This is a genomic window from Burkholderia sp. lig30 (assembly GCF_000687455.2).
Lineage (GTDB): Bacteria > Pseudomonadota > Gammaproteobacteria > Burkholderiales > Burkholderiaceae > Burkholderia.
In genome coordinates, this window is sequence record NZ_JGVW01000080.1 from 42,794 (window position 1) to 63,970 (window position 21,177).

General features: G+C 67.5%; 22 protein-coding genes and 1 riboswitch. Of the genes, 14 read left to right on the plus strand and 8 right to left on the minus strand.

Annotation, left to right across the window (positions count from 1 at the left end):
- Positions 1-54: 54 nt before the first annotated feature.
- Positions 55-882, minus strand: coding sequence for a ferritin-like domain-containing protein (locus LIG30_RS13680; RefSeq protein WP_038713043.1), 828 nt, complete (start codon positions 880-882; stop codon positions 55-57).
- A 427-nt stretch (positions 883-1,309) separates the two neighbouring features.
- On the opposite strand from LIG30_RS13680, the gene LIG30_RS13685 reads away from it, so the two are divergent.
- On the plus strand, positions 1,310-2,089 hold the full coding sequence (locus tag LIG30_RS13685; RefSeq protein ID WP_038713045.1) for a DeoR/GlpR family DNA-binding transcription regulator: 780 nt from the start codon (positions 1,310-1,312) through the stop codon (positions 2,087-2,089).
- A 305-nt stretch (positions 2,090-2,394) separates the two neighbouring features.
- Positions 2,395-2,592, plus strand: coding sequence for a phage tail assembly chaperone (locus tag LIG30_RS13690; RefSeq protein ID WP_038713195.1), 198 nt, complete (start codon positions 2,395-2,397; stop codon positions 2,590-2,592).
- A 57-nt stretch (positions 2,593-2,649) separates the two neighbouring features.
- On the opposite strand, the gene LIG30_RS13695 is transcribed toward LIG30_RS13690, so the two are convergent.
- The gene (locus tag LIG30_RS13695) at positions 2,650-3,012 is read right to left on the minus strand and encodes a hypothetical protein (protein ID WP_038713046.1); all 363 of its coding nucleotides are present in this window, start codon (positions 3,010-3,012) and stop codon (positions 2,650-2,652) included.
- Between the two features lie 161 nt (positions 3,013-3,173).
- Here LIG30_RS13695 and glpD point away from each other — a divergent pair, with 161 nt between their 5' ends.
- From glpD to LIG30_RS13715, 4 genes are all read left to right on the plus strand, one after another.
- Complete coding sequence (glpD, locus tag LIG30_RS13700) at positions 3,174-4,697, plus strand: glycerol-3-phosphate dehydrogenase (protein ID WP_038713047.1); 1,524 nt, start codon at positions 3,174-3,176, stop codon at positions 4,695-4,697.
- An 85-nt stretch (positions 4,698-4,782) separates the two neighbouring features.
- Positions 4,783-6,285, plus strand: coding sequence for a glycerol kinase GlpK (gene glpK / locus LIG30_RS13705; RefSeq protein WP_038713050.1), 1,503 nt, complete (start codon positions 4,783-4,785; stop codon positions 6,283-6,285).
- Between the two features lie 85 nt (positions 6,286-6,370).
- Positions 6,371-7,084 (plus strand): MIP/aquaporin family protein, encoded by a 714-nt coding sequence (locus tag LIG30_RS13710; RefSeq protein ID WP_038713051.1) that lies wholly within the window; start codon positions 6,371-6,373, stop codon positions 7,082-7,084.
- A 153-nt stretch (positions 7,085-7,237) separates the two neighbouring features.
- Entirely contained in the window at positions 7,238-7,924 is a 687-nt protein-coding gene (locus tag LIG30_RS13715; RefSeq protein ID WP_038713052.1) for an HAD family hydrolase, read from the plus strand.
- A 105-nt stretch (positions 7,925-8,029) separates the two neighbouring features.
- Here the strand turns inward: LIG30_RS13715 and LIG30_RS13720 are convergent, their stop codons facing one another.
- Entirely contained in the window at positions 8,030-8,350 is a 321-nt protein-coding gene (locus LIG30_RS13720) for a hypothetical protein (protein ID WP_152986091.1), read from the minus strand.
- A gap of 73 nt (positions 8,351-8,423) precedes the next feature.
- Between LIG30_RS13720 and LIG30_RS27640 the strand changes: the two genes are divergently transcribed.
- Positions 8,424-8,594 carry a hypothetical protein gene (locus LIG30_RS27640; protein WP_442856855.1) on the plus strand — a complete coding sequence of 57 codons (171 nt, stop codon included), beginning with the start codon at positions 8,424-8,426 and terminating at the stop codon, positions 8,592-8,594.
- Between the two features lie 202 nt (positions 8,595-8,796).
- Here the strand turns inward: LIG30_RS27640 and LIG30_RS13725 are convergent, their stop codons facing one another.
- The 5 genes from LIG30_RS13725 to LIG30_RS13745 all read right to left on the minus strand — a co-directional run bounded on the left by LIG30_RS13725 (position 8,797) and on the right by LIG30_RS13745 (position 12,937).
- A complete protein-coding gene (locus LIG30_RS13725) occupies positions 8,797-9,012 on the minus strand; it encodes a hypothetical protein (RefSeq protein ID WP_038713057.1) in 216 nt (71 codons plus the stop codon).
- A gap of 288 nt (positions 9,013-9,300) precedes the next feature.
- Positions 9,301-9,492 carry a hypothetical protein gene (locus LIG30_RS13730; protein ID WP_038713060.1) on the minus strand — a complete coding sequence of 64 codons (192 nt, stop codon included), beginning with the start codon at positions 9,490-9,492 and terminating at the stop codon, positions 9,301-9,303.
- A gap of 354 nt (positions 9,493-9,846) precedes the next feature.
- Positions 9,847-10,560, minus strand: a complete 714-nt coding sequence (gene ribB, locus LIG30_RS13735) for a 3,4-dihydroxy-2-butanone-4-phosphate synthase (RefSeq protein ID WP_038713061.1) — start codon at positions 10,558-10,560, stop codon at positions 9,847-9,849.
- A 120-nt stretch (positions 10,561-10,680) separates the two neighbouring features.
- Positions 10,681-10,830, minus strand: a riboswitch (FMN riboswitch).
- A 129-nt stretch (positions 10,831-10,959) separates the two neighbouring features.
- Positions 10,960-11,631, minus strand: coding sequence for a helix-turn-helix domain-containing protein (locus tag LIG30_RS13740; protein ID WP_038713063.1), 672 nt, complete (start codon positions 11,629-11,631; stop codon positions 10,960-10,962).
- Positions 11,632-11,761: 130 nt separating this feature from the next.
- Complete coding sequence (locus tag LIG30_RS13745; RefSeq protein ID WP_038713197.1) at positions 11,762-12,937, minus strand: MFS transporter; 1,176 nt, start codon at positions 12,935-12,937, stop codon at positions 11,762-11,764.
- 140 nt (positions 12,938-13,077) lie between these two features.
- On the opposite strand from LIG30_RS13745, the gene LIG30_RS13750 reads away from it, so the two are divergent.
- The 7 genes from LIG30_RS13750 (at position 13,078) to lnt (ending at position 21,176) form a co-directional block, all read left to right on the plus strand.
- A complete protein-coding gene (locus LIG30_RS13750; RefSeq protein WP_038713066.1) occupies positions 13,078-14,010 on the plus strand; it encodes a LysR family transcriptional regulator in 933 nt (310 codons plus the stop codon).
- Between the two features lie 233 nt (positions 14,011-14,243).
- Positions 14,244-15,617 (plus strand): tRNA (N6-isopentenyl adenosine(37)-C2)-methylthiotransferase MiaB, encoded by a 1,374-nt coding sequence (miaB, locus tag LIG30_RS13755; RefSeq protein ID WP_038713067.1) that lies wholly within the window; start codon positions 14,244-14,246, stop codon positions 15,615-15,617.
- Positions 15,618-15,642: 25 nt separating this feature from the next.
- Positions 15,643-16,686 (plus strand): PhoH family protein, encoded by a 1,044-nt coding sequence (locus LIG30_RS13760; RefSeq protein WP_038713070.1) that lies wholly within the window; start codon positions 15,643-15,645, stop codon positions 16,684-16,686.
- Positions 16,687-16,885: 199 nt separating this feature from the next.
- Entirely contained in the window at positions 16,886-17,665 is a 780-nt protein-coding gene (ybeY, locus tag LIG30_RS13765; protein WP_038713071.1) for an rRNA maturation RNase YbeY, read from the plus strand.
- Between the two features lie 15 nt (positions 17,666-17,680).
- Positions 17,681-18,313 (plus strand): gamma-glutamylcyclotransferase, encoded by a 633-nt coding sequence (locus LIG30_RS13770; RefSeq protein WP_038713072.1) that lies wholly within the window; start codon positions 17,681-17,683, stop codon positions 18,311-18,313.
- A gap of 237 nt (positions 18,314-18,550) precedes the next feature.
- The gene (locus tag LIG30_RS13775; protein ID WP_038713074.1) at positions 18,551-19,438 is read left to right on the plus strand and encodes an HlyC/CorC family transporter; all 888 of its coding nucleotides are present in this window, start codon (positions 18,551-18,553) and stop codon (positions 19,436-19,438) included.
- Positions 19,439-19,508: 70 nt separating this feature from the next.
- Positions 19,509-21,176: an apolipoprotein N-acyltransferase gene (gene lnt, locus LIG30_RS13780; RefSeq protein WP_038713075.1), complete on the plus strand. Its 1,668-nt coding sequence runs from the start codon at positions 19,509-19,511 to the stop codon at positions 21,174-21,176.
- Position 21,177: the final 1 nt, after the last annotated feature.

Here is a 21,177-nt window from a genome sequence, read left to right on the forward strand (position 1 = left end):
TCCTCGACAGTCGGCAAACACGACAGCGTACCAGCGATTCCTGATGCCCGGCGATCAGCGGAAAAACACGTGCTGCGTAAGCTTCGCGAGCGGATAGTGAACGCCCGGCTGGATCTTCGCGGGCAGGTCGAGCGGCTTGAGCAGCATCTTCACGCACATGTCGGCGGACAGGTTGCGCCGCACCAGCGCATTGACGCGCGCGGCGCGCTCGCGGTTGTAGTCGCTGTCGCCGATGCGATCCGGATAGCGGATCGCGAACACATGGCGCAGCGCGATTTCCGAATCCTCGTTGCGGATTTCGAGCACGCGGCGCATCAGCGCGCCGAGCACCGCGAGCCGGCCGTTGCCCTCGAGCCGGTTGTATTTCTTGAAATACTTGAAGAAGTGCTTGTAGTGGCGCACTTCGTCGGTGCGAATGTTGTCGGTGATTTCCTTCAGCACCGGCTCGTCCGAGCATTCGTTGATCGCGCGGTAAAGCGTGGCCGTGCCGGTCTCGACGACGCAGCGCGCGACCATCTCCAGCGCGCGGGTTTTTTCGAAGGCGTCGACCGAGCAGGTCTTCGAATACTCGTCGAAGAAATTCGCGAACGCCGTATCCCAGTCGAATTCCGGCCACACGTGCGCGATGTACGCCTTCAACGCGCGGCCATGCTGCAATTCTTCGTGCTCCCATGCATTGTTCAGCCATGCGGAGACTTCCGGGTCGTCGTTGAAGAACTCGCTCAGATTACTCGTGTAAAGATCCGAGCCGCTCTCGATGAACGACGCCGCGCACAGCAGCAACAACAGATCCTCGTTTGTCGCCGCGCGCCGGCGATCGATCCGCGTCAGGTCGATGTCCTCGATGCGCCACGGCATCACATGCGTCGTTTCAGTCTGCATGGTGTTGCGCTCCCGCGCGCCGCGCGCGCCGACGAGCCCCCCGCGCGCGGCGCGGGCGGCCGCCGCGTCGAATGCGGCGCATTGCCAACTGTTATTCGAGACCTACCGGCATCTTAGCCGGACTCCCATGATCCTGCTTCATAGCACTGACCATGCCAGACAAGCGCAGTTCCACTGCAATATGTCACGCATATTAGACGGGTCGTTCGAAAGGCGCGCGCGAGAAAAAAAACAGCGTGCCGCCCGCCCGGCACGGAACGCGGCAACGGCGCGCCGGAGGCGGGCGGCACGCCCGCTGCGGCAGCGGCCGCTCGCGGCTGCGTAGCCGCGCGCTCGGGACCGTCGCGAACCACCGGGACGCGCGCGGCGGTGCGCCGGCCGAACGCCCTTACAATACCCGCTCCGTCTTCACGCCTTCGCCGCCGACATGACCCGAGACCCTCGCCTCACCCTCAACGCGCGCCAGCAGGAACTGCTCGAATGGGTGCAGCGCGACGGCTTCGTGACCGTCGACGATCTCGCCGCGCATTTCGCGGTGACGCCACAGACGATCCGCCGCGACGTCAACTGGCTTGCCGACCTGAACCTGCTGCGCCGCTATCACGGCGGCGCGAGTCTGCCGACCAGCTCGGAAAACGTGTCGTACACCGCGCGCCAGCGCATGTTCCATGACGAGAAGCGGCGCATCGCCGCGCTCGCCGCGTCGCACATCCCCGATCAGGCGTCGCTGTTCATCAACCTCGGCACGACGACCGAGGAAGTCGCACGCGCGCTGAACCGCCACCGCGGCCTGCATGTGATCACCAACAACCTGAACGTCGCGTCGATGATGAGCGGCTATCCGGAATGCGAGGTGCTGATCACCGGCGGCATCGTGCGGCCCTGGGACAAGGGCATCGTCGGCGAGCTGGCGATCGACTTCATCCGCCAGTTCAAGGTCGACTACGCAATCATCGGCACGTCGGCCATCGAGACCGACGGCACGCTGCGCGATTTCGACACGCGCGAGGTGCGCGTCGCCGAGGCGATCATGCAGCACGCGCGCACCGTCTACCTCGTCGCCGATCATTCGAAGTTCGGCCGCCCGGCGCTGGTGCGCCAAGGGCATCTGAGCCAGGTGCACGCGCTGTTCACCGACAAGCCGCTGCCGCCCGAGATGGACGACACGATCGCCGCGGCCGGCACGCAGGTCCATATCGCCGAGTGACCCGCGCGATGCTGCGCCGCACCCGAGACTTCAAGTGAAATCAAGAAGTTGTCTGCAAACACGGACCGCTTCCTGCGCGCGCGGCTGTCAAACGGAAAATTAACGGGGCACGATTTGGCGTTGTCCGCCCGCTCGACTAGACTCCAGTTCCCCGTCCCGGTTACCCGCATCGCTCTCGCCACCGAAGCACGCGAACCGACCGGCAGACGGTAGCAGCTTTTCCCCCCACGCCATCCCTTGCTGGGTATCTCGCACCGGCCGATCAAGCCGGATGCGTGGGCAGTCCGGTTGTCATGGAGAGAACGATGCTGAGTCCGCATGAATTAGCCACACTATTGCTCGTGAAGGACGCCCCCGATCAGGCCGAAATGGATCGGGACGAACTGGACGCACTGATGGAGCAGCAGCTGGTGCGCCTCGAAGCCCTCGGATCGGGGCGCAAATACTGTGTCACCGAAACGGGTGACGCGACGCTGCGATCCATCAAGTACCGCTACTCCTGAGCGCCACGGCCGCCCGACGGCCGTGCGCCCGTTTTCACCCGAGGCCGCCCGACGGCCTCAGCCTCCGCGCAGCGACGGATCGACCGCTGCGCGCCAGCTGATCGCCTTCGCGCGCGCGGCATTGAAATACGTCACCCAGTCGGCGCGGTGCGCCGAATCCGGCCCCGCATAGCGCGCGGAAAGTTCGTTTGCGAACGCGCAGTAGTTCGCTTCCGACACGCCGCGATGCCGTTTCGCGACGTACGCGTCGTACAGCGCGGAATACACCGGCTGCGCGTCCGCGCCCCAGTCGCGCGCCGCCCCGCCGCACGCCGCCTGCAATTCGACGAACGACGGTGCCCGCCAGCCGCCGCCAAGCTGCGGCGTGCCGACACATCCCGCCAGCACGACGAGCGCGCCGGCCATCCCCCAGATCCGCATGATTCACCCCACCATCCACTCGATTCGACAAGTATCGTCCGGGATCGCGTCGCGCGCCACCCGCCCCTCTTTTTCGAACTTTACTTTTTCGATTTCGTTCGTTAAATTTCGAATTCGAACATTTTCCGTTCGCACATTCAATCAGACGATAAGGACAGCAGGTGACTCAACCGAATCGCTACGACTTGCTCGTCGTCGGCGGCGGCATCAATGGCGCGGGCATCGCGCGCGATGCGGCCGGCCGCGGCCTGTCGGTCGTCCTGTGCGAGCAGGACGATCTCGCGTCGCACACGTCGTCGGCCAGCACGAAACTGATTCACGGCGGCCTGCGCTATCTCGAATACAAGGAGTTCGGGCTGGTTCGCAAGGCACTGCAGGAACGCGAAACGCTGCTGCGCGCGGCGCCACACATCATGTGGCCGCTGCGCTTCGTGATGCCGCACATGCCGAACCTGCGCCCGGCGTGGCTGATCCGTATCGGCCTGTTCCTCTACGACCACCTCGCGAAACGCGAGCTGCTGCCCGGCTCGCGCGGCATCGACATGCGTCGCCATCCGGCCGGCACGCCGCTCGTCGATTCGATCAGGCGCGGCTTCGTCTACTCGGACGGCTGGGTCGACGACGCGCGCCTCGTCGTGCTGAACGCGCTCGACGCGAAGGAGCGCGGCGCCGAGATCCTGACGCGCACGAAGCTCGTGTCCGCCGAGCGGACGAACGGCGAATGGGAAGCGAGGCTCCGGCACGCGGACGGTTCGATCCGCGTCGTGCGCGCACGCGCGGTCGCGAACGCGGCCGGCCCGTGGGTCGGGGAGGTGCTGCACGGCGCGCTCGGCCGCGGCGCACAGCACAGCGTGCGGCTCGTGAAGGGCAGCCACATCGTCACGGCGCGGCTGTTCGATCACGATCACGCGTACATCTTCCAGAACCCGGACAAGCGGATCATCTTCGCGATTCCGTACGAGCGCGATTTCACGCTGATCGGCACGACCGACGTCGAATACACGAGCGATCCGGCGAAGGCCGCGATCGACCGCGACGAGACGCAATACCTGTGCGAGTCGATCAATCGCTACTTCAAGCGCAAGATCTCGCCGGCCGACGTCCGCTGGACGTATTCGGGCGTGCGTCCGCTGCTCGAAGACGCGGACGCGGCCAACGCATCCGCAGTCACGCGCGACTACCGCCTCGAGATGGACGACGGCGCAGGCGCGCCGCTCCTGTCGGTGTTCGGCGGCAAGATCACGACCTTCCGCAAGCTCGCGGAAGAAGCGGGCGACCTGCTCTGCCGCGCGCTCGGCAGCGCCGCGCCTGCATGGACGGCCGGCGCGGCGCTGCCGGGCGGCGACATCGCCGGCGCGAAGTTCGACGCGTTCGCCGCTGCGTTCGCGCAGCGCCATCCGTGGCTGCCCGACGACCTCGCCCGCCGCTACGCGCGCGCGTACGGCACGCGCGCTGCGCAGCTGGTCGGCGACGCGACATCGCTCGCGGGTCTCGGCGCGGCGATCGCGCCCGGCATCTACGACGCCGAGCTGCGCTACCTGCGCGACGTCGAATGGGCGACCTGCGCGCAGGACGTGCTGTGGCGCCGCTCGAAGCTCGGGCTGCACGTCGAGCCGGGCACGCTCGACGACGTGACGGCCGCGCTCGACGCGTGGTTCGCCGCCGCACACGCGCATCACGATTGACCCGCTTTCCGGGCCCGCCCGAACGCGCCGCCTCGTGGGGCGCGAACCACAACTAAACCAAGCCACACGGATGGAGATGAGAGACATGCAGGATCAATACATCCTCGCACTCGACCAGGGAACGACCAGCTCGCGCGCGATGCTGTTCGACCGCCAAGGCAACATCGTGTCGACCGCCCAGAAGGAATTCGAGCAGATCTACCCGCAGCCGGGCTGGGTCGAGCACGATCCGCAGGAAATCTGGTCGACGCAGGCCGGCGTCGCCGCCGAAGCCGTGACCCGGGCCGGCCTGAACGGCACGTCGATCGCCGCGATCGGCATCACGAACCAGCGCGAAACGACGATCGTCTGGGATCGCGAAACCGGCCATCCCGTCTATAACGCGATCGTCTGGCAGGACCGCCGCACGGCCGACTTCTGCGACACGCTGAAGGCTCAGGGCCTCGAGGCGACGGTGCGCGCGAAGACCGGCCTGCCGATCGACGCGTATTTCTCCGCGACGAAGATCCGCTGGATTCTCGACAACGTCCCCGGCGCGCGCGACAAGGCGCAGGCCGGCAAGCTGGCGTTCGGCACGGTCGACAGCTGGCTGGTGTGGAACTTCACGAAGCACGCGCTGCACGTGACCGACGTGACGAACGCGTCGCGCACGATGCTGTTCAACATCCACACGCGCCAGTGGGACGACGAGCTGCTCGCGCTGTTCGACATCCCGCGCGACATGCTGCCGGAGGTGAAGGCGTCGTCGGAGATCTACGGTCACACGAAGACCACGGTGTTCGCGTCGAAGATCCCGCTCGCGGGCATCGCGGGCGACCAGCACGCCGCGCTGTTCGGCCAGATGTGCACGACGTCGGGCATGGTGAAGAACACCTACGGCACCGGCTGCTTCCTGATGATGAACACCGGCGCGACGCCGATCGAATCGAACAACAACCTCGTCACGACGATCGCATGGCAGATCGGCGACGAAGTGCAGTACGCGCTCGAAGGCAGCATCTTCATCGCCGGCGCGGTCGTGCAGTGGCTGCGCGACGGCCTCGGCATCATCAAGAGCGCGGCGGAGATCGAGGCGCTCGCCGAGAGCGTGCCTCACACCGACGGTGTCTATCTGGTCCCCGCGTTCGCCGGGCTCGGCGCGCCGCACTGGAACGCCCGCGCGCGCGGCTCGCTGTTCGGCGTGACGCGCGGCACGACGTCCGCGCATCTGGCGCGCGCGGCGCTCGACGCGATCGCCTATCAGTCGCACGACGTGCTCGCCGCGATGGAGGCCGATTCCGGCATCCGCGTCGGCGAGTTGCGCGTCGACGGCGGCGCAAGCGCAAACAACCTGCTGATGCAGTTTCAGGCAGACCTGCTCGGCGTCGACGCGGTGCGCCCGCAGATCACCGAGACGACGGCGCTCGGCGCCGCCTATCTCGCCGGCCTTGCGATCGGCTACTGGAAGAGCGTCGACGAACTGCGCAGCCAGTGGCAGCTCGACCGCCGCTTCACGCCGTCGATGGCCGGCGCGCAGGTCGACGCATGCCTCGCCGGCTGGCGGCGCGCGGTGCGCGCGGCCAAGGCCTGGGCCGACGACACCCAGTAAGCGCCCGAACCGGCATCGACATACACGACAATGCCGGCGGGCCGCGCAGCACGCGAGCCCGCCGCGGCCTACGAGAGACACCAGCATGTCACCTTACATCGCGGAATTCATCGGCACGGCGCTCCTCGTGCTGCTCGGCAACGGCGCGGTCGCCAACGTCCTGCTCGCCAGGACCAAGGGCCGGGGCGCCGACCTGATCGTCATCGTGATGGGCTGGGCGATGGCGGTGTTCGTCGCCGTCTACGTGACGGCGTCGTTCAGCGGCGCGCACCTCAACCCCGTCGTCACGATCAGCCTCGCGCTCGCGGGCAAGTTCGCGTGGTCGAAAGTCGGCGGCTACATCGCTGCGCAGATGCTCGGCGGCATGGCGGGCGCACTGCTCGTCTGGCTCGCGTACCGGCAGCATTTCGCAAAGGAAGCCGATGCGGACCTGAAGCTCGCGGTGTTCTGCACCGCTCCCGCGATCCGCAGCGTCACGCACAACGTGCTGACCGAAGCGATCTGCACGTTCGTGCTGATTCTCGGCGTGCTCTATCTCGCCGCGCCGCAGGTCGGGCTCGGCGCGCTCGACGCACTGCCCGTCGGCCTGCTCGTGCTCGGCATCGGCATCTCGCTCGGCGGCCCGACCGGCTATGCGATGAGCCCGGCGCGCGATCTCGCGCCGCGCATCATGCATGCGCTACTGCCGATTCCGGGCAAGCGCGACAGCGACTGGCGCTATGCGTGGGTCCCGGTCTTCGGCCCGCTGATCGGCGGCTCGCTGGCTGCGGGGTTGTATCTGTCGCTGCACGCGCACTGACGCAGGACGGCATGCGCGCCGCCGGGCTGCGGGCTGTTCTCTCTGGCGATGTCGATGCCAGATGCGTCAGCGGCCGCCCGCACCGCCCGCCTCCGATCAAAGCACGTATCATGTCGGCCTGATTGCATCGCCGACGCCCGAATTCCCCGACCCATGCTAGACCACCTCATTTGCGACTGCGACGGCGTGCTCGTCGACAGCGAAGTCATCGCCGACCGCATGATCGTTCAGACGCTCGCGGCCACGTTCCCCCACATCGACTTCGAAAGCGTCGCGAAGACCGCGTTCGGCCAGCAGACGTCGCGCTTCCTCGCCGGCCTCGAAACCCGCTTCGGCATCACGATGCCGGACAATTTCCTCGACACGATCGAGCACAACATCGAAGCGGACCTCGCGCAGTCGCTCACGCCGATCAACGGCGTGCGCGATGCGTTGCAGAAGGTCAGCCTGCCCGCGGCGGTCGTGTCGAACAGCCGTCTCGAGCGCGTGCGCAGCTCGCTCGAGCGCGCGGCGCTCACCGATCTGTTCGGCGATCGCGTGTTCAGCGCCGAGCAGGTCGCGCGGCCGAAGCCCTATCCGGACGTCTATCTGCACGCCGCACGCACGCTCGGCGTCGAGCCGGCGCGCTGCGTCGTCGTCGAGGACAGCGTATCGGGCCTGAATGCGGCACGCACGGCCGGCATGAAGACGATCGCGTTCGTCGGCGCGAGCCACATCCCGGGCGACTACGCGGACGCGCTGCGCGCGATGGGCATCACGCGGATCATGCGGAAGATGGAAGAATTGCCCGGCCTCGTCGAAGCCGGCATGCGAGGGGAATTCGGCAACGCGCCGTGGTGATGCCGGTGGCGGACGCGAGACGCGGCGGAATACGCCGCGTCTCGCCACCCATGCGGGACGCGGAGCGCATCGCCTCGCGCCCGCCGCGTGTCGCGGCTCGATGCGTTACTTCGCGCCGCTCGGGCGGTTGAAGAGGTTCTTCAAGCCTTCGCCGAACTTCTGGAGGGCGGAAAAGACGCCCTCGAACACCTTTGCTGCGATGACGCAGACGAGCGGCTCGCCGGTTTTGCCGTCAGCGTCCTTGAACTTGAAGATCTTCGGCTCGCCGGCCCCGCCACACACGTGTTTGCATTCCGCCGCGCTGATGTTACGCATGATTTCTACCTCCATTGAGTCGTGGTTACTGCCCCGGCACGATCGCCGCGGGCACCCATGCGTGACGACATCGAACGGATCGGTCCGCTGCGATGCGGTCAGGCTTTGCAAAGAGTAATGCATTGGTGTACGAAACAAATATCGCCGAATATCCAGATTTGATCATTTGCGCCGCAGTCTGCGCATGCCCGCTGCGCATCGCTCGCATGGCACGCGCACCTCGCTGAAATATGGCCGGCTCGGCGCCGTCTCCGGGGAACACGCGGCGGGCCTGAATGTCGCTCGCGCGGCCGGGATGAAGGCGATCGCAATCGTCGACGTGAGTCGAATTCCGGGTGATTACGTGAATGTGTAGACGCGTGGACGCGCTGCGCGCAAAGGGCAACACGTGGATCATGCGGAAGAGGGATGCATTGCCGGGTCTCGTCGAAGCCGGCATGCGAGGAGCATTCGGCGATGCACCTTGGTGACGCGGGAGACGAACACGAGACGCGGCGAAAAACGCCGCGCCTCGTCATCGATGCAAGGCGCGGAGCGCATCGCCCCGCGCCCGCCGCTTATCGCGGCTGCTTGTGCCCGCCGGTGCTGGGCGGGACGACGCCGATCGGGCATACGATCGGGCGGTCGAACCACCACGGACGCTTCGAGCCGAACACGTTACCTGCGGCACTCGCGATAACCGGCGTGTCGGAGCCCTCGGGAAGCTGAAGCTTTTCCACTTCGCCCGTGCCACCAAACACGTTATTGCATTCAACCGTATTGATATTGCGCATGATTTCTGCCTCTATAGAGTGATCACTGCCCGGGCACCAACGCCGCGGGCGCCAATGCGAGACGACATCGAACGGGTCGAACCGCCACGACTCCGTCAGGCACGGAAAATAATAAACATCGGCATACGAAACAAATATCGCAGAATATCCAGATTTGACCAGGTGTGCGCGACCGGGAAATACGATCTCGTTCGTCGGCGCATAGCAGCCTTCTCGACCGCTACGCGTCCGCACTTCGCGCGATGGACATCACGCGAATCACTCGGAACATCGGCGAGTTGCCTGCGCTCAGCGCAGCCAGGACGGCGGAATACCGCCGGGGCGGAACGCCGGAAGGATGTCGATCCTGACGAAAACGGGAGTGCGGTTTTCATCGCTGCCCTTTTCGATCACGATGAATGGCACGATCCGTTGCCTGGCCCCGTCGTTGCCGATCCCGCCACACACGAGATCGCGTTCGCGCGCGTTGATTTGACGCATGGTTTCACCCTCCGTTGAAGTTTCGCGTGCCCGCCGGCGGACACGCCGACGGACGTCTGCGCCTGCGCGGCGTCCGGCGAATCTCTGCTCGCGACGCCGACAGGCGACACAAGTATGGATACCGCCCTGGGCGCGGGATATCGCAAAATCTCCAGATTCGCCCCTGCGCGTAGCCGATCTTGCGCGCGGTCAGCCATCGGAGGGAGGCGCGACGGTCGCGATCGACGCATGCGGCCGCGCACCGACCTCGATTGCGGCGTGGGGCGTGGGGCGTGGGGGGGGCGCATCGGGCTTCGACGGCCGATGCCAGCATCCCGGCGGCCGGCGCAATGCGCGGCCGCCTTCGAGTATGCGTTACGCTTCGCTGGCGCAGCACTCGCGGGCAGCCGCGAGCGCCTCGCGAAACTCGACCAGCTCCGCGATCGTCAGCATCGGCAAGCCGTGACGTGCGGCGAAACGCTCGACGTCCACGCCGCGCGTCATCGTGCCGTCCGGATTCATCAGCTCACACAGCACGCCGGCCGGCTGCAGGCCCGCGAGGATCGTCAGGTCCACCGTGCCTTCGGTGTGGCCGCGGCGCACGAGCACGCCACCCGGCTGCGCGCGCAGCGGAAACACGTGACCGGGGCGGACGATGTCATCAGGCGTCGCGTCGTCGGCGATCGCGGCGCGGATCGTCGTCACGCGGTCGGCCGCCGATACGCCGGTATGCACGCCTTCGCGCGCCTCGATCGACACGGTGAACGCGGTGCCGTTGCGGCTCTCGTTGGTCTGCACCATCGGCGGCAGGTCGAGCGCGCGCACTTTCTCGTCAGTCAGGCACAGACAGACGATCCCGCTGCATTCGCGGATCAGGAGCGCCATCGTTTCGGGCGTGATCCGCTCGGCCGCGACGATCAGGTCGGCTTCGTTCTCGCGGTCGTGATCGTCCTGCAGCACGACCGCGCGGCCCGCGCGCAACGCGTCGAGCGCAGCGGCGATGCGCGGCGGCACCGGTTCGGTGTCGAGCAACGGAAGATCGGCAAAGGCATCGGCCGGAGCCGACGAAGAATGGGACGTAAAGGACATGTGAAACGCTCCTCGCAATGCAATTCGATTGGGCGAAAAACGTTTCAGGGCATTGCAAACAGACAGCGCGACATCCGCTTCGCGCGCAACGCGAAACGGCCCCGACGAACATGACTATCTGCACATCTTCTCTCATCCGGACTGTGACCGTCGGCTCTGGCATTCGACCAGATCTGCTGACCCCGCGCATGAAGCGCGGGCGCTCGCGGGCTTGCCGGCTGACGCCGGCCTACCGCCGGTGGGGAATTTCACCCCGCCCTGAAGACGCACTGATGCCGGCGGAAAACCGGCGGGCCAAGCATACAACAGCTGCACGCGCGGTGCAGCGAGAACCTGCAAAACCTTGTTGCGGAACGGACCACGACACGTTCGCAAGCCCGCTACCGGCGAGAACAGGCACTAGCCGGCCGCGCGCGCCTCAGGGACGTGCCAGCGCGGCGGCACCTCGGCGCTCACCGTGACGCGGAACGCGCGCGCCTCACTGTCGCCGGGATTGCGCAGGCTGTACGGCTGGTCGGCGTCGAACACGATCGCGTCGCCGGTCGCGAGCAGCTGCCGCCGGTCGTGCACGCTCACTTCGAGCGTGCCCTCGCTCACGACCAGATTGATCGTCGTGCCCGGCGCGCGCCGCGCGCCCGGCTCGGTGTGCAGCGGCGCGATCCGCAGTTCGTGAAACTCGGCGGCGGCCGGCTCGCCTTCCGGATACAGCGCGCGCGCCCAGAAACGGCCGTTCGAGCTGATCACGCGCGTCGCGCGTTCGGCCGCGAGATGCTCGAAGCCGCTGACTGCATGGCGTCGCAGGAACGCCGCGACCGACACCTTGAGCGCCGCGGCGATCTTGCAGAGCACTTTGATCGACGGCACGCTGCGCGCCGATTCGATCTGCGCGAGCATCGCGCGCGACACGCCGGACAGCCGCGCCAGCGCGTCGAGCGACAGTTGCCGCTCCGCGCGCAGCCGCGCCAGGTTGACGCCGACGAGCTGCTCGAGGACGTCGAACGACGCCGCCTGCGCGGCGTCGCCGGCATCGAAGGAAGACACATCGCGCACGAGCGCCAGGGGGGAATGCATTGCGTTGCCTCCGGGCTGCGTGGCAGCCTGCAAATCGAGTGACGCCAGACTAGCATCCGCCCCCGGCGCGCCAAACGAAGTTATCTTCACACCGTTATCAGCATCGCGGAGGAATACGTTTCGCAACGCGCTATTGCGCCGTTGCGGCAGCGCTTTGCGCCGGGCCGCGGGTGTCGAGGCGCGCGGCCAGCCACGTGACGACGAGCGCCGCGAAGCTCACCGCGGCGGCAACCCACGGCAGCACGTCGAGCCCGAAGCCGTGCCCGAGCGCGAGACCGCCGAGCCATGCGCCGCCCGCGTTGCCGACGTTGAACGCGCCGATGTTCAGCGTCGACGCGAGATGCGGCGCGGCGGCCGCCTTCTCGACGACGCGCGCCTGCAGCGGCGGCACCGTCGCGAATGCCGCGATCCCCCACACAAACACCGTGACGACCGCCGCGACCGGCAGGTGGCTCGTCTTCGCGAATACGGCCATCACCGCCATCAGCGCGACGAGAATCGCCATCAGCGACGGCATCAGCGCGCGGTCGGCGAGCTTGCCGCCGATCGCGTTGCCGACGGTGAGCCCCGCGCCGAACAGCACGAGGATCAGCGACACCGCGCGCGGCGAAAAGCCGGCGACTTCCTCGAGGATCGGCGCGATATAGGTGAACACGACGAACACGCCGCCGAAGCCGAGCACGGTCATCAGGAGCGCGAGCCACACCTGCGGCTCCCTCAGCACGCGCACCTCGTGGCCGAGGCCTGCCGGGGCGCTGTCGTGCCGGTTCGGCACGAGCGCGGCGATCCCGGCGAGCGACGCGACGCCGAGCGCCGCGACGATCCAGAACGACGCGCGCCAGCCGAGCGTCTGCCCGACGAACGTGCCGAACGGCACGCCCAGCACGTTCGACAGCGTGAGTCCGGTGAACATCAGCGCGATCGCGCTCGCGCGCTTGTCGGCCGGCACGAGCGACGCGGCGACGACCGCGCCGATGCCGAAGAACGAGCCGTGCGCGAACGACGTGACGACCCGAGCGACCATCAGCATCGCGTAGCCGGGCGCCAGCGCGCACAGCACGTTGCCGACGACGAAGATCGCCATCAGCAGTTGCAGCGCGGTCTTGCGCGGCATGCGGCTCGTCAGCACCGCGAGCAGCGGCGCGCCGGCCGCGACGCCAAGCGCATAGCCGGTCACGAGCAGTCCGGCGGACGGCAGCGACACGGCGAGATCGCGCGCGACCTCGGGCAACAGGCCCATGATGATGAATTCGGTGGTGCCGATGGCAAAGGCGCTGATCGCGAGCGCCAGTAACGGGACAGGCATGAGATTCTCCAGACTGCGTGGCACGACGCGCATGCCGCACCGCAGCAAAAGATGATTCGAGCGCGCATTGTCCCGAACACGGCCAGTTTTGATAATTGGCGTAGCATTTGAAGTATTTTCAAAAATCTTCGAATAATCGTATGGACCGACTGGGCGATATCCGGTTGTTCGCCGAAGCGGCCGAGCTGGGCAGCCTGACCGCCGCCGGACGCAAGCTGGGCCTCACGCCGGCCGCCGCCAGCGCGCGCCTCGCGAAACTCGAGGCCAGCGTCGCGACCCGGCTGTTCGAGCGCTCGACCCGCCAGTTGCGGCTCACCGAGGAAGGCCGGCTTTACCTGAACTGCTGCCGCCAGGCGCTGCAGGCGCTCGACGACGCCGACGCGATGCTGCAGCACGGCCGCAACGTCGCGAGCGGCAAGGTGCGGCTGTCGACGACCTCCGACTTCGGCCGCAACCTGCTGCTCGACTGGCTCGACGACTTCAACGCGCTGTATCCGGACGTCACTTTCGCGCTGACCGCGTCCGATTCGTCGTCGAACCTGTGGCAGGAGGAGATCGACCTGGCGATCCGCTTCGCCGCGCCGCCGGACGGCGCGCTGATCGCCCGGCGCCTCGCGGCGAACCGCCGTGTGCTGTGCGCGTCGCCGGACTTCATTGCGCGCCACGGCGCGCCGGCCGCCCCGGACGATCTGGCGCGATTTCCGTGCATCGTGATCACGATCGCGTCCGGCCCGATGAACCAGTGGCGCTTCACGCGCGGCGACGACACGCAGGTCTATACGGTGCCGCTCGCGACCGCGCGCGAGACGAACGACGGCGCGCTGCTGCGCGAATGGGCGATACGCGGATACGGGATCGCGCTGAAGTCGATCTGGGACATCGCCGACGACGTGCGCGCCGGCCGGCTGAAGGTGCTGCTGCCCGACTGGCGCCACCACGACGCGCCGCTGCACGCGCTCTATCACAGCAAGCGCTACATGGCGCCGCGCGTGCGCACGCTGCTCGACTTCCTGATCGAGCGGTTCGCGCGCGAGGAAGCGGCGCTGGACGACCTGCTGAACGCCTGCCGTTAAGGGCGCGACAACAGCCCCGGGGAAAGCCGCGACGAGGGTCGCACCACCCGGCCGGGACGCGGTGCGGGGAGCGGCGCGCACGCACTGTGGCGTGGCGTCGAAAAGCTATAATGGAAAGCTTTCCCGACGGTTCTCCCGGCCACATGCACGGCGCTGCCGCGCGGCGACCGGCCGCCGTCCCGATTCACCCTTGACGACGCCCCCAGGTCAACCACTGCGAACGGCGAATCCCCATGACCAAGAAAGTTTACGTAAAGACCTTCGGCTGCCAGATGAACGAGTACGACTCGGACAAGATGGTGGACGTGCTCAATGCCGCCGAAGGCCTCGAAAAGACCGATAGCCCGGAAGACGCGGACATCATCCTGTTCAACACCTGCTCGGTGCGCGAAAAGGCGCAGGAAAAGGTGTTCTCCGACCTCGGCCGCGTGCGCGAGCTGAAGGAAGCGAATCCCGCGCTGCTGATCGGCGTCGGCGGCTGCGTCGCGAGCCAGGAAGGCGAATCGATCGTGGCGCGCGCGCCGTACGTCGATCTCGTGTTCGGCCCGCAGACGCTGCACCGCCTGCCGCAGATGATCGACGCGCGCCGCGCGAGCGGCCGCGCGCAGGTCGACATCACGTTCCCGGAAATCGAGAAGTTCGACCACCTGCCGCCCGCGCGCGTCGACGGCCCGAGCGCGTTCGTGTCGATCATGGAAGGCTGCAGCAAGTACTGCAGCTATTGCGTGGTGCCGTACACGCGCGGCGACGAGGTGTCGCGCCCGCTCGACGACGTGCTGACCGAGATCGCCGGCCTCGCCGATCAGGGCGTGCGCGAAGTCACGCTGCTCGGCCAGAACGTGAACGCGTATCGCGGCGCGCTGACGGCCGGCTCACACGAGATCGCCGATTTCGCGACGCTGATCGAATACGTCGCCGATCTCCCCGGCATCGAGCGCATCCGCTACACGACGTCGCACCCGAAGGAATTCACGCAGCGCCTGCTCGACGTGTACGCGAAGGTGCCGAAGCTCGTGAACCACCTGCACCTGCCGGTGCAGCACGGCTCCGACCGCATCCTGATGGCGATGAAGCGCGGCTACACCGTGCTCGAATACAAGTCGGTGATCCGCAAGCTGCGCGCGATCCGCCCCGACCTGTCGCTGTCGACCGACATCATCGTCGGCTTCCCCGGCGAAACCGAAAGCGACTTCGACAAGACGATGGCGCTCGTCGACGAGATGAGCTACGACACGAGCTTCTCGTTCATCTACAGCCCGCGCCCCGGCACGCCGGCCGCGAACCTCGCCGACGACACGCCGCGCGAGGTCAAGCTCAAGCGCCTGCAGCACCTGCAGGCGACGATCGAGGAGAACGTCGCCCGCATCAGCCAGTCGATGGTCGGCAGGGTCGAGCGCATCCTCGTCGAGGGGCCGTCGCGCAAGGACCCGAACGAGCTCGCGGGCCGCACCGAGAACAACCGGGTCGTGAATTTCCCGGCGCCGCTCGCTTCGCACCCGCGCCTGATCGGCCAGATGATCGACGTGAAGATCAATCACGCGTATCCGCACTCGCTGCGCGGCGAGCTCGTGCTCGCCCACGACGATGCGAACGCCACGGCGCACTGACGCCCAACAGGAGCCCGACGCCACTTTGAAAACCGTTCAAGCACTGGAATTCACCGCGCCGCGCGACGACAACGCGCGCCTCGCGAATCTCTGCGGCCCGCTCGACGAGAACCTGCGGCAGATCGAACAGGCACTCGACGTGACGCTGTCGCGACGCGGCCACCGGATCGCGATTCGCGGACGCGGCGCCAGGCTCGCGCTCACCGCGCTCGAGAACTTCTACAACCGCTCGCGCGATCCGCTGTCGGTCGACGACATCCAGCTCGCGCTCGTCGAGGTGCGCCACACGAGCGGCAACGGCCGCCAGGACGCGATCGACGTGCGGTTCCGCGGCGACCCGGACCATCCGTTCGACGAACCGGTCGTGAGTCTCGACGCCGAAGCGCTCGAGGAGGCCGGGCCGAAGCTCTACACGCGGCGCGCCGACCTGCGCGGCCGCACGCCCGCGCAGCGCGAGTACCTGAAGCAGATCCTGTCGCACGACGTGACGTTCGGGATCGGCCCGGCGGGTACCGGCAAGACCTATCTCGCGGTCGCCTGCGCGGTCGACGCGCTCGAGCGCGACCAGGTCAAGCGCATCGTGCTGACGCGCCCGGCCGTCGAGGCGGGCGAGCGCCTCGGCTTCCTGCCCGGCGACCTCGCGCAGAAGGTCGACCCGTACCTGCGCCCGCTGTACGACGCGCTGTACGACCTGCTCGGCTTCGACAAGACCGCGAAGATGTTCGAGCGCCAGATGATCGAGATCGCACCGCTCGCATACATGCGCGGCCGCACGCTGAACCATGCGTTCATCATTCTCGACGAGGCGCAGAACACGACGCCCGAGCAGATGAAGATGTTCCTCACACGGATCGGCTTCGGCTCGAAGGCGGTCGTCACCGGCGACACGAGCCAGGTCGACCTGCCGCGCGGCCAGAAGTGCGGCCTCGTCGAGGCGCAGCAGGTGCTGAGCGGCGTGCGCGGCATCGCGCTCACCCGCTTCACGAGCGCGGACGTCGTGCGCCATCCGCTCGTCGCGCGCATCGTCGAGGCCTACGACGAGTTCCACGCGCAGCACAAGGACGAGTGACGCGCGCGCCGTCGCGGCGTCAAGCGGCCCGGCTGCCCTCCGGCAGGCCGGGCCAACAAGATGGTCAGCCTGACCGAAACAGCCCGATCGGCTTACGCTGATCGGGCTGTTTTTTTCGGGCGCGCGGCCGCGCGCCGCAAATTCGGGCGCGAAAGGCGGTTTGGTGTATCCTCAACGCGTTCCGTTCGCCGCACGCGTCATGAAATCCTCCCGTTCCAGCAAGTCCGCCCGCGCCGAGAAAGCCGCGCCCGAAACGCCCCGCCTGTCGCTGTTCGACGCGAAAGGCAAGGTCAGGACCGTCGACGCGCAAGCGCTGCGGATTGACTTCAGCGACGGCCGCAGCCTGATGTTCGACCTGTCGGGCAGCTCGGGGGACGCCGCCGTCGCGATCGTCGCGCAGCACGCCGATCCTGCGATGCGCGCGACGCTTGCGCTGAGTCCCGAACACTACGACAGCATCACGCTGCACGTCGGCGCCGAAACCGCGCCCGCGGAAATCGGCCACGCGGCCGACGCCGCCCGCGAGCCCGAGCTCGAGCTGGCCGTGCAGTACGGCGACGAAATCACCGCCGCGCAACGCAAGGCGCTGCCCAAGCGCAAGCTGATCGCCGAATGGCTCGCGCCGGCGCTCTTCGCCGATACGCAGCTGACCGTGCGCTTCGTCGGCGACGAAGAAGGCCGCACGCTGAACGACAGCTACCGCCACAAGGATTACGCGACCAACGTGCTGACCTTCGCGTACGACGACGCGCCGGACGGCAAGGTGGTCGGCGATCTCGTGCTGTGCTGCCCGGTCGTCGAAAAGGAGGCACTCGAGCAGGGCAAGCCGCTCGACGCCCACTACGCGCACCTGCTCGTGCACGGCGCGCTGCACGCGCAGGGCTACGACCACGAGACGAGCGACGAGGACGCCGCCGAGATGGAAGCGATCGAAATCGACGTCCTCGCGAAACTGGGTTTCCCGAATCCGTATCAGTAAGCCCGGGCGCGACCGATGCTCGACGCCGCCAAGCTCATGGCCGACTATCCGCCGTCGATCGGCGAAGGGCGGCTGCTGTCGGAGCGGGAACTGGCCGACTCCCTCGCCGCGACGCTGAGCGGCTGGGACGGCCGGCAGGATCTGTGGCTGTTCGGCTATGGCTCGCTGATCTGGAACCCGGGCCTGCCGACCGCCGACGCGGTGCGCGGCAAAGTGCACGGCTATCACCGCGGCCTGTACCTGTGGTCGCGCGTGAACCGTGGCACGCCGGAGCACCCCGGCCTCGTGCTGGCGCTCGACCGCGGCGGCTCCTGCGCCGGCATCGCGTTCCGCCTGGCCGGCCCGACCGCGATGCCGCACCTCGAGACGCTGTGGAAACGCGAAATGCCGATGGGGTCGTACCGGCCGGCCTGGCTGCCGTGCTCGCTCGCGAACGGCGAACGCGTGATGGCACTCGCGTTCGTGATGCGTCGCGACGTGCCGAGCTACACCGGCAAGCTGCCCGATCATGTCGTGAAGGCCGTGTTCGACCGCGCCGAGGGGCGCTACGGCACGACGCTCGACTACGTGAGCCGCACCGTCGACGCGCTGCGCGCGAGCGGCATTCCCGACCGCGCGCTCGAAGCGCTCCTCGCGCGCTGCCGTTGACGCCACCCGGCCGGCACGCGCCGGTATTTTGTCCATGGATGCCCCGCCGCCCTTTTCTGAGATAGGATGGAAACCAAGGGGCCGGCCGGCGAAGCGCCGCACTCGCCCCGCGAGCGGGGCCGCGCGCGCCGCCCGTCCCGGCCGGCACCGCCCGGCTTGACACGGCCGCGCCACGCCCTTGGTGTATCCTTGCCAACTCCGTGACAGCGCGCCCCGATGTAAGCCGGGCGCACCACCATGAACGATTCCTATCCCAGTCGAAAACCGAACGACAAACCGCATGAGAAGCGCTCGCTGCTCGAGCGCCTGACCGACTTCATCTCGCCCGAGCCCGAGTCCCGCGGCGAGCTGCTGGAAATCCTGCAGGACGCCCACGAACGCAACCTGATCGACGCCGATTCGCTATCGATGATCGAGGGCGTGTTCCAGGTCTCCGAGCTGTGCGCCCGCGACATCATGGTCCCCCGCGCGCAGATGGACGCGATCAACATCGCGGACAAGCCGGAGGATTTCATTCCATTCGTCCTCGAAAAGGCGCACTCGCGCTATCCGGTCTACGAAGACAACCGCGACAACGTGATCGGCGTGCTGCTCGCGAAGGATCTGCTGCGCTTTTACGCGGAAGAGGAATTCGACGTGCGCGGGATGCTGCGCCCCGCCGTGTACATCCCGGAATCGAAGCGCCTGAACGTGCTGCTGCACGACTTCCGCGTGAACCGCAACCACCTCGCGATCGTCGTGGACGAATACGGCGGCGTGGCGGGCCTGATCACGATCGAGGACGTGCTCGAGCAGATCGTCGGCGACATCGAGGACGAATACGATTTCGACGAGGAAGCCGGCAACATCATCTCCGCGCCGGACGGCCGCTTCCGCGTGCGCGCGCTGACCGGGATCGAGCAGTTCAACGAGGCGTTCGCGACCGATTTCTCCGACGACGAAGTCGACACGATCGGCGGCCTGATCTCGCACCATTTCGGACGCGTGCCGCATCGCGGCGAAAAGCTGCGACTCGGCAACCTGGTGTTCGAGATCCAGCGCGCGGACGCGCGCCAGATCCACGTGCTGCTGGTGCGCCGCGATCCGCTCGCGGGCCGGCGCACCGAGGCCGCGCACCAGGACTGAGTGCGCCGCCGGCCGTGCGACGCAGGCCGCGCGGCGCTTTTCCCAACCGCTTCGCCACCTTTCGCATCGCATGGCTGAACCGATCCCGTCCCGCCCGGCAGGCGGCCTCCTCGCGCCGCCGCTCGGCCGCACGTTGCCGCGCTGGCATTACCCGGTCGCGCTGCTCGCCGGCGCGGCCCACACGCTCAGCTTCGCGCCGACGCCGCACGGCGGCTGGCTGCAGCTCGCGGTATTCGTCGGGTTTTTCGCGCAGCTGACGCGCACCAACAGCTGGAAAAGCGCCGCGCTCACCGGCGGCGCGTTCGGTTTCGGCAATTTCATCACCGGCATCTGGTGGCTTTACATCAGCATGCACGTGTACGGCGAGATGGCCGCGCCGATCGCCGGCGCCGCGCTCGTGCTGTTCTCGCTGTACCTGTCGCTGTATCCGGCGTTCTCGGCGGGCCTGTGGTCGTTCTGCGCAGGCCATGCGTGGCATCGCCGCGAGCCCGACCCGCGGCCGTTCTCGCCGACCTGGCATGGCGCATTCGCATTCGCTAGCGCATGGGCGCTCGGCGAATGGCTGCGCGGCACCCTCTTCACCGGCTTTCCGTGGCTCGCGAGCGGCTATCCGCAGGTCGACGGGCCGCTCGCCGGCTTCGCCGCGATCGCCGGCGTGTATGGCGTCGGCTGGATGCTGGCGCTGTTCGCCGCGCTCGTCGTCCAGGCGCTCGCCGCCGCCCGTCCGTCTCCCGCGCGCGAAAGCGCCGCCGCCGGCAACCGGCGCGTGCGCGTCGCGGCACCCGCCGGCGTCGCGGCCGCGCTCGTCGCGATCGGCCTCGCGCTGTCGCAGGTCCAGTGGACCGTGCCCGCCAACGCGCCGCTCGATGTCCGGCTGCTGCAGGGCAACGTGAAGCAGGACATCAAGTTCGAGCAGGCGGGTATCGACGCGGCAATCAGGATGTACCAGCAGATGATCGTCGAGAAGCCCGCGGACCTGATCGTCACGCCCGAGACGGCGATCGCCGTGATGATCCAGGATCTGCCCGAACCGTTCGCGCGCGCGGTGCGAACGTTCAGCGACAGCACGGGCTCGGCGGTGCTGTTCGGCGCGGTCGGCGCGTCGGTGACCGACGACGGGCGGTACGTCGACTACACGAACAGCCTGTACGGCGTGACGCCGAACGTGCGCGACATCTACCACTACGACAAGCACCATCTCGTGCCCTTCGGCGAATTCATTCCGTGGGGCTTTCGCTGGTTCGTCAATCTGATGAAGATGCCGCTCGGCGACTTCGCGCGCGGCGCACCGGTGCAGAAGCCGTTCTTCGTGCGCAACCAGCCGGTGATGGCGGACATCTGCTATGAGGACATCTTCGGCGAGGAAATCGCCGCGTCGATCCGCGACAATCCGCAGCCGCCCGGCGTGCTCGTCAACGTGACGAACCTCGCCTGGTTCGGCGACACGATCGCGCTCGACCAGCACCTGCAGATCGCGCGGATGCGCGCGCTCGAGAGCGGCCGGCCGATGCTGCGCGCGACCAACACCGGGATGACGGCCGCGATCGACGCGCGCGGCCGCGTGCTCGGGCAGCTCAAGCCGTTCACGATCGGCTCGCTCGACGTGCGCATCGAAGGCACGAGCGGCTTCACGCCGTACGTGACGAGCGGCAACAACACCGTGCTCGCGGTGACGTTCGTGCTGCTCGCGTTCGGCTTCACGTTCGGGCCGGGACTGCGGCGGCGCAACGGACAGTAAG